Raw genomic sequence first — 7,904 nt, forward strand, 5'->3', positions numbered from 1 at the left:
CGGATCAGAAGAACCCCATCGGCCCCTCGGCGTAGGACACGAGCATGTTCTTCGTCTGCTGGTAGTGGTCGAGCATCTTCAGGTGGTTTTCGCGCCCGATGCCCGACTGCTTGTACCCGCCGAAGGCGGCGTGCGCCGGGTACTGGTGGTAAGTGTTCGTCCACACGCGGCCCGCCTCGATCGCGCGGCCGGCGCGGTAGCAGGTCTCGGCGCTGCGGCTCCAGACGCCCGCCCCGAGGCCGTACAGGGTGTCGTTCGCGGTCGCGATGGCGTCGTCGTACGAGTCGAAGCCCGTGACCGAGACGACTGGCCCGAAGATCTCCTCCTGGAAGACGCGCATGTCGTTGCTGCCCTCGAACACCGTGGGGGCGACGTAGTAGCCGCCGCTCAGCTCGCCGCCCAGGTCGACCCGCTCGCCGCCCGTGAGCAGCCGCGCACCCTCCTGCTTGCCGATGTCGATGTACGACAGGATCTTCTCGAGCTGGTCGTTCGACGCCTGCGCGCCGATCATGGTCGCCGGATCCAGCGGGTTGCCCTGCACGATCCTGCCGACGCGATCCAGGCCGTCCGCGAGGAAGCCGTCGTAGATCGAGCGCTGGATCAGCGCGCGCGACGGGCACGTGCACACCTCGCCCTGGTTGAGGGCGAAGAACGCGAAGCCCTCGAGCGCCTTGTCGTAGTAGGCGTCGCGCTCGCGGGCCACGTCCTCGAAGAAGATGTTCGGGCTCTTGCCTCCCAGCTCGAGCGTGACCGGGATCAGGTTCTGCGCCGCGTACTGCATGATCAGGCGCCCGGTCGTCGTCTCGCCCGTGAAGGCGACCTTGCGGATGCGGCGGTGCTGCGCGAGGGGAGCGCCCGCCTCGATCCCGAACCCGTTGACGATGTTCACGACCCCCGCGGGCAGCAGGTCGCCGATGATCTCGAACAGGAACAGGATGGACGCCGGGGTCTGCTCGGCCGGTTTGAGCACGACGCAGTTGCCCGCCGCCAGCGCCGGCGCGAGCTTCCATGCCGCCATCAGGATCGGGAAGTTCCACGGGATGATCTGGCCCACGACGCCGAGCGGCTCCTGGAAGTGGTACGCCACGGTGTCCTCGTCGAGCTGGCTGATCGATCCCTCCTGCGAGCGCAGCACGCCCGCGAAGTACCGGAAGTGGTCGGCCGTGAGGGGGATGTCCGCGGCGAGCGTCTCGCGCACCGGCTTGCCGTTCTCCCATGTCTCGGCCACGGCGATCCGCTCGAGGTTCTGCTCGATGCGGTCGGCGATCCTGTTCAGGATGTTCGCCCGCTCGGTCGGCGACGTGCGGCGCCAGGACGCGAACGCCTGCCAGGCCACCTCGACGGCGCGGTCGACGTCCTCGGCCGTCCCGCGCGCGATCTCGGTGAAGGGCTTTCCGGTCACGGGCGTGATGTCCTCGAAGTACTGGCCCTTGATCGGGTCGACGAACTCGCCTCCGATGTAGTGGCCGTATCGCGCGCGGTACTCAGCGACCGCTCCGCGCTGGCCGGGGGCGGCGTAGACGCTCGAGACGCCCTCTTCCACGATCGTCATGTGCTGTCTCCTTCGACTGCGTGTCCGCGGGGAGCCGGGCGTCGCGGATGCCGGCGCCGTCGCCTCGCGATTCACCGGCACGGTAGCCCGGGCGACGTTGCACCCGGTTGCAGTCGGGCGCGCTATGCCTCGAGGCGCTCGAGGCGGGCGACGATGCCCGCCCGCTTCGGCGAACGCGGCGGCAGCAGCGCAAGGCACTGCCGCAGCGCCTCCGCGTCGTCGGCGCCGAGGTCGGAGTCGACGTAGGCGAGCAGCACATCGGCGCTCGCCTCGGTCAGGAGTGCGTCGCGCAGCGTCGCCCGCAGGGTCTCGCGCAGTTCGGCCACCCCCGGGGACTCCGAGGACGGCAGCACGTCGCCGCGGCAGGCGGCCAGCGCGAGTCGGTGGGCGCCGCGGTCCACGAGCCCGAGGACGTGCTGCGCGTCGGTCTCGAGCTCGCCCACGAGCCTGTACGGCGCCGACTCGATCCGCAGCTCCGGCACGGCGCGCTCGAGTCGGCGGCGGAGGCGCACGACCTCGGGCCGCACCGTACCCACGCTGGGCGCGCCGTACACGAGCTCCGCCAGCCGCTCGGAGGTGAGCCCCTGCCGGTGGGTCGCGAGCATGAGAAGGATCTCGGAGTGCCGGCCCGCGAGTTCGACGACGCCGTCCGCTCCCGACCCGCCGGGCTCGAGCACGGCCCGGTCCCGGCCGAGCACGCTGAGGGCCGTGGCGGCGACGGGGCGCGGGGAGCGCCGCAAGCGCCGCGGAGATTCGGTGCCGCGGACTCGCAGGCGGGCGATCAGCAGCTCGCCCTCCACAGCGCGCACCGTCGCATCCACCGCGAGCTGGGCCTGCGGCGAGGCCGCCACGTCCCCGCCGGTCACGTCGATGATGCCGATCACGCGCCGGGTCTCGGGGTCGCGCACCGGCGCGGCCGTGCACGACCACGGATGGACCAGCCGGTTGAAGTGCTCGGCCCCGTGGATCTGCACGGTGCGGCCCAGCGCCAGCGCCGTACCCGGCGCGGCGGTGCCGGCGCGGTCCTCCGACCAGTTGGCGCCGGGGGCGAAGCCCATCCCGTCCACGAGGGCGCGCACGCCGGTGTCGCCCTCCACCCACAGCAGCCGCCCGTAGGCGTCGCCGACCGCGACCACGACGCCGGACTCGTCGGGGCTACCGGGCAGCAGCAGCTCCCGGATCATCGGCAGGGTCATGGCGAGCGGGTGGCGCTCCCGATGCAGCTCCAGCTCATGGCCGCTCAGCTCGAGCGGCGGCAGCGCCTCGGGGCCCACCGCCCCGGCGAGTGAACGGCGCCACGACTCCCGCACGAGCGGGCGCACGTGACGCAGGCGCGGATCGGCGTCGTTCCCGGCGAGCAGCTCGTCGTGGGCGCGCTCGATGAGCGTGCGCGAGGCGTCGAGCAGCGGCTCGAAGCCCGTGACCCAGGTGGACGACATGCCGCTCCGTTCCACGTCGAGGGAGCCGGGGTTGTGCGGCCCAGTGTAGGTCGCGCCGCCCGCACACGAAAGCGGCGCGGGATCCGCAGATCCCGCGCCGCTCCGGCGTCCGTGACGGACTTACTTCTTGAGCGCGACCACCTGAAGGGTGATGACCGCGGTGACGTCGTCGTGCAGGCGCACGACGGCCTCGTGGTCGCCCACCGACTTGATCGCCGACGGGATGGTGATCTTGCGCTTGTCCAGCTGGCCCAGACCGGCCTCCGCCACCGCGTCCGCGATGTCGGCGGTCTTGACCGAGCCGAAGAGGCGACCCTCGGCGCCCGCCTTGACGGCGAGCTTGACCTTGGTGCCCTCGATCGTGCTCTTCAGGGCTACGGCCTCGTCGTGCGTCGCGATGGCGCGAGCCTCGCGAGCGGCGCGGATCGACGCGACCTGCTTCTCGCCGCCGCGCGTCCACGCGGTGGCGAAGCCCTGGGGGATGAGGTAGTTGCGGGCGTACCCGTCCTTGACCTCGACGACGTCGCCGGCAGAGCCCAGGCCGTCGACCTCAGAAGTGAGAATCAGCTTTGCCATGAGTGCTCCTTAGCGGCCCGCGCCGGCGTAGGGCAGGAGCGCCATCTCGCGCGCGTTCTTGATCGCCTTGGCGATCAGACGCTGCTCCTGCACCGAGACACCGGTGATACGACGGGCACGGATCTTGCCGCGCTCCGAGATGAACTTGCGAAGGGTGGCGACATCCTTGTAATCGATGAGGCCGACCCGGATCGACTTCGCGGGGGCGGCGTTCTTCGCGCCCTTCCGCGGCTTGCGGCGGTCGCCGCTCGACTTTCCAGCCATTGGTTTTCCTTAGGTGTGCTGCGTTTCGACTCGCTTCGCTCGCTCAACGAGCAAGGGGCGATCCGACCCGCGAGAATTCAGAACGGGGTGTCGTCTCCGAACGACCCCGGGGTGCTCCATGCGTCGGCGCCCGTCTGCGAGCCGGGCGTGGCCCAGGGCTCCTCCGAGACCTGCGCGCGCGGCTGTCCGCCGCCGAACTGGCCTCCACCGGCGCCGCCCGAGCCGCCCGCGGCGCGGGTGACCTGAGCGGTGGCGTAGCGCAGCGACGGCCCGATCTCATCGATCTCGAGCTCGATCGTGGTGCGCTTCTCGCCCTCGCGCGTCTCGTAGGAGCGCTGACGCAGACGGCCCTGCGCGATCACGCGCATGCCCTTCGTCAGCGAGCCCGCGACGTGCTCGGCGAACTCGCGCCACACGCTGGCACGCAGGAAGAGAGCCTCGCCGTCCTTCCACTCGCCCGACGCGCGATCGAAGTTGCGCGGCGTCGAGGCGATCGTGAAGTTCGCCACAGGCAGGCCGTTCTGCGTGTAACGCAGCTCCGGGTCGGCCGTGAGGTTCCCCACGACGGTGATGACGGTTTCGCCGGCCATGGGACTTAGGCCTTCGCCGCCGTCTTGCGAGCGGCCCGCTCCTCGGCGCGCTTGGCCTCGGAGGCGATCATCGCGATCGCGTCCTCGGCACGCAGCACCTTGGTGCGCATGATCTGCTCGTTGAGGCCGAGCTGGCGGTCCAGCTCCTGGGTGGCCTCGCTCGTCGCGGTGAAGTTCACGACGGCGTAGATGCCCTCGTTCTTCTTCTGGATCTCGTAGGCCAGACGGCGCTTGCCCCAGATGTCGATGTTGTCGATGGTGCCACCGGACTCGGTGATCACCGTCAGGAACTTGTCGACGATCGTGGGAACCTGGCGCTCGTCGATCTCCGGCTGCAGGATGGCCATGAGCTCGTACTGGTGCGTCACTTACCCACCTCCTTCGGACTTGATCGGCTGCCGGGCATTTCCCGACAGCAGGAGGGTGTGTTGCACGTCGTGCGGGCGAGCGCGAGCGCGCGCGGATCCGCACAACCTCGTCAGTCTATCGGATCGGCGCGCGCCGGGCGACGCGGGCCCCCAGGTTCCGGCAGGGACCCGGGCACTGCCCTTCTTGCCGAGAGGGCGACGTGCTGGGAGGATGAGTCTCCCCTTCGTCTGCCATTCCCCCCAGTGGCCGATGCCATTCCCCCGTGGCAGAACCTGGAATGTCATGCGCCCACTCGTCCGCACCCCACAACCCCGTCTCGCCGATCTCGCGTTCGAGCGGATCGCCGGGGAGACCCCTTCCTCGACGTCATCGCACGCGACACCGACGTCGCGATCATCCGCAACCTGAGCGGCGCGGGCCTGAGGATCGACCACCCCGAGTCGCTCGTGGCCTGCCTCGAACGGCTGCGGGACGCCATCCTGGCCGACGACGCCGATGCCGCCGTGGCGGCCGGACTGGGGCTCCCGGAGCCCGTCGGAGACGCCGTGGCGGACGCCCAGAGCGCCGCCGCCGAAGCGCGTCGCGCCTGACCGGGCACCCCGCGACGCACCTGCCCGGACCCTCTGCCACCCCATTGACACCGCCTCCGCACCCGGAGTAGTCAAGGGCACGCGACGCCAGTCGTGGACCGCCCCGACGGGTCGCGACATGGAGGGGAGAGAACCATGGACTGGTCCGGAATCGCTGCCGGCATCGGCGGCATGCTCGCCGGCGTCGGGAGGTTCGTCCTGCAGCTGATCGTCTTCGCGGTCATCCTGCTGATCGGCTGGCTCATCGCCAAGAGCATCGCGAAGGGCCTCGAGTTCCTGCTGCGCAAGATCGGGTTCCAGAAGGTGCTCGACAAGGCGGGCATCTCGAGACTGCTCGCGCCCACGGGCATCGACCCGCTGGGACTCGTCGTCAAGCTCGTCTACTACTTCGTGCTGCTGATCGCCCTGCTGCTCGCGCTCGGCGCGTTCGGGCAGGACAACCCGGTGTCGCAGGTCGTCACCTCGATCATCGAGTGGCTGCCGCGCGTGTTCGTCGCGATCGTGATCGTGATCGTCGTGTCGGCGATCGCGAACTTCGTGGGCGATCTGATGGGCCCGGCCCTCTCGCGATTCCGGTTCGGTCGCATCCTCACCAGAATCGTGGTGTTCGCGATCATCGCCCTCGGCGTCATCGCGGCGCTCAACCAGATCGGCGTCGCCCTGACCGTGACCACGCCCGTGCTGGTCGCCGTGCTCGCGACGATCGCCGGCGTCGTGATCGTCGGCGTCGGCGGCGGGCTCATCGGCCCGATGCGCGAGCGCTGGGAGAAGTGGCTGGGGGCGCTCGAGAGCGAGATCTCGACGACGAGCGCGACCACGCCGCCCGTCACCCGCCGCGCGGCCGAGGCGGGCACCACCGCCACCGCGCCGACCGCCACGGCCACCACGCCGCCCGGCACCACGCCGACGGGCACGACCGGCGCCGCGACCCGGCCCCCGGAGCCGCCCGCTCCGCCGGTCGCGTGAGCCGGACCCGTGGGGGCGCGTCCCTGAGCGCGCCCCCACGGGTGTCTCACCGCCGAGCCGGCGTCAGGCCGACCCCGCCGCCATCCCGCGCCACACGACATCGAAGGCGGCGCGGCAGCGCGCGAGCGCATCCGCGTCGGTCATCGGAACGCCGCGGACCACGAGCTGGTAGTAGAAGACGCCACCGAGCAGGTCGACGCACGCCTCGACATCCAGGTCGTCGCGCAGCACGCCCCGGTGGGCAGGGTGGCGAAGCGGATGACGTCGTCATCGCCGGCCGCGGCCTCGCCCGAAGGACGAGCAGCCGGTGAGGACCAGAGCGGAGCCGACGGCCAGGGCGCCGAGGGCCAGCGGGGTGCGCAGACGCATGTTCACGCCTTTCGGGAAGCGTGAAGCGGGGGATGTGGAGGCGGCCGTTCGCCGCGTCCGGGGTACCCCAACGATTGCGCGCCGAGGTGACCGGGAATTACGAGAACGGCGTACCCCTAACCGAACGCCGGGTGAACAGTCGGTGCGGGCCCCTCCGTGCGCTTTGAGCGAGCGCAGCGAGTCGAAACGCCGCGAGCCTCGCCTCACGGACGCGGACGCTGCTGGCGCCGGGCACCTCCGTGCTCGTTGAGCGAGCGCAGCGAGTCGAAACGCCCCGAGCCTCGCCTCACGGACGCACCCCTCGTCCACAGGACGTCGGTCCGCGGGGTTATCCACAGATTTGGTCGTTTCCCGCGGTGACCTGGGTTTCCGAGGCCGGAATGTCGGTGACCCCGAGGATGATCGGGGCATGACCTTCCTCAGCGACTTCCGGGAGCGGTGCGACGCGGCGGCGTCGATCGTGCCCACGGACGTCGCGGTCGTGCGCGCACTGGATGACGAAGAGGTCGTGGCGATGCTGCACCAGGCGAACCGGCTGGCGAAGGCGGCCGAGCGGGCCATGGCCCTCGCGTCCGGGGTGATCGCGGAGCGGTCCGCGCGCGACGCAGGGCACGGCGGGTTGGCGCAGGCGCGCGGGCACCGCAACGCCGTCGCGTTCGTCCAGGAGGTGGCGGGGACCTCGCGCGGGGAGGCCGCCAGGCAGGTGCGGCTGGGACAGTCGCTCGTGGAGACCGCGCAGTCCGAAGAGGTTCCCGCGGAGCTGGATGCGGACGTTCCGCCGATGGAGGCGCCGTGGCATGCGCCGTTGGATCGGGCGCTGCTGGACGGGGCTCTGACGTCGGCGCAGATGGATGCGATCAGCCGCGGGCTCGGGCGGCCACCGGAGGGTGCGGAGGAGGCGTGGCGAGTCGCGTGCGAGCAGCTCGCCGGCGTGGCGGGCGAGTACACCGTGGAGGACCTGGGCTCGGCGGCCCGGGCGGTGCGGGATCAGCTCGACGCAGAGGGGGCGCAGGCCCGGTACCTGGCACGGCATGAGAAGCGGAGCCTGCGGATGTGGCGGGACGCCGACGGCGGTCTCCACGCGCACATCGACTTCGACGACGACGGCGCCGCATTCGTGGCTCATCGCATTTGAGCGTGTAGCGGTCTGAGCGTCGCGGTGGCCGGGTAGGCGTCGAGGTCTCCCGGA

At 71.0% G+C, this 7,904-nt stretch carries 10 protein-coding genes; 3 read left to right on the forward strand and 7 right to left on the reverse strand.

The genetic code is table 11. From position 1 onward, the window contains the following. Positions 1-4 precede the first annotated feature (4 nt). From exaC to rpsF, 6 genes are all read right to left on the reverse strand, one after another. Positions 5-1,552, reverse strand: coding sequence for an acetaldehyde dehydrogenase ExaC (gene exaC, locus ACYVGN_RS11280; protein WP_460790841.1), 1,548 nt, complete (start codon positions 1,550-1,552; stop codon positions 5-7). Between the two features lie 122 nt (positions 1,553-1,674). Beyond that, a complete protein-coding gene (locus ACYVGN_RS11285) occupies positions 1,675-2,991 on the reverse strand; it encodes a GAF domain-containing protein (RefSeq protein WP_460790843.1) in 1,317 nt (438 codons plus the stop codon). Between the two features lie 120 nt (positions 2,992-3,111). Then, a complete protein-coding gene (rplI, locus tag ACYVGN_RS11290; protein ID WP_460790844.1) occupies positions 3,112-3,567 on the reverse strand; it encodes a 50S ribosomal protein L9 in 456 nt (151 codons plus the stop codon). 9 nt (positions 3,568-3,576) lie between these two features. Further along, positions 3,577-3,831: a 30S ribosomal protein S18 gene (rpsR, locus tag ACYVGN_RS11295; protein ID WP_055987764.1), complete on the reverse strand. Its 255-nt coding sequence runs from the start codon at positions 3,829-3,831 to the stop codon at positions 3,577-3,579. Positions 3,832-3,908: 77 nt separating this feature from the next. Beyond that, positions 3,909-4,421 (reverse strand): single-stranded DNA-binding protein, encoded by a 513-nt coding sequence (locus ACYVGN_RS11300; protein WP_134746523.1) that lies wholly within the window; start codon positions 4,419-4,421, stop codon positions 3,909-3,911. Between the two features lie 5 nt (positions 4,422-4,426). Next, the gene (gene rpsF, locus ACYVGN_RS11305) at positions 4,427-4,789 is read right to left on the reverse strand and encodes a 30S ribosomal protein S6 (protein ID WP_055987760.1); all 363 of its coding nucleotides are present in this window, start codon (positions 4,787-4,789) and stop codon (positions 4,427-4,429) included. Positions 4,790-5,032: 243 nt separating this feature from the next. Between rpsF and ACYVGN_RS11310 the strand changes: the two genes are divergently transcribed. Together ACYVGN_RS11310 and ACYVGN_RS11315 are read left to right on the forward strand one after the other, a co-directional pair. Then, on the forward strand, positions 5,033-5,380 hold the full coding sequence (locus ACYVGN_RS11310; protein ID WP_460790846.1) for a hypothetical protein: 348 nt from the start codon (positions 5,033-5,035) through the stop codon (positions 5,378-5,380). Positions 5,381-5,515: 135 nt separating this feature from the next. After that, positions 5,516-6,346 (forward strand): mechanosensitive ion channel family protein, encoded by an 831-nt coding sequence (locus ACYVGN_RS11315; RefSeq protein ID WP_055987758.1) that lies wholly within the window; start codon positions 5,516-5,518, stop codon positions 6,344-6,346. 63 nt (positions 6,347-6,409) lie between these two features. On the opposite strand, the gene ACYVGN_RS11320 is transcribed toward ACYVGN_RS11315, so the two are convergent. Further along, positions 6,410-6,577: a hypothetical protein gene (locus ACYVGN_RS11320; protein ID WP_167626803.1), complete on the reverse strand. Its 168-nt coding sequence runs from the start codon at positions 6,575-6,577 to the stop codon at positions 6,410-6,412. Positions 6,578-7,124: 547 nt separating this feature from the next. Between ACYVGN_RS11320 and ACYVGN_RS11325 the strand changes: the two genes are divergently transcribed. After that, the gene (locus ACYVGN_RS11325; protein WP_460790848.1) at positions 7,125-7,850 is read left to right on the forward strand and encodes a hypothetical protein; all 726 of its coding nucleotides are present in this window, start codon (positions 7,125-7,127) and stop codon (positions 7,848-7,850) included. The last annotated feature ends 54 nt before the right edge of the window (positions 7,851-7,904 follow it).

It is taken from the genome of Microbacterium lacusdiani, assembly GCF_054779895.1.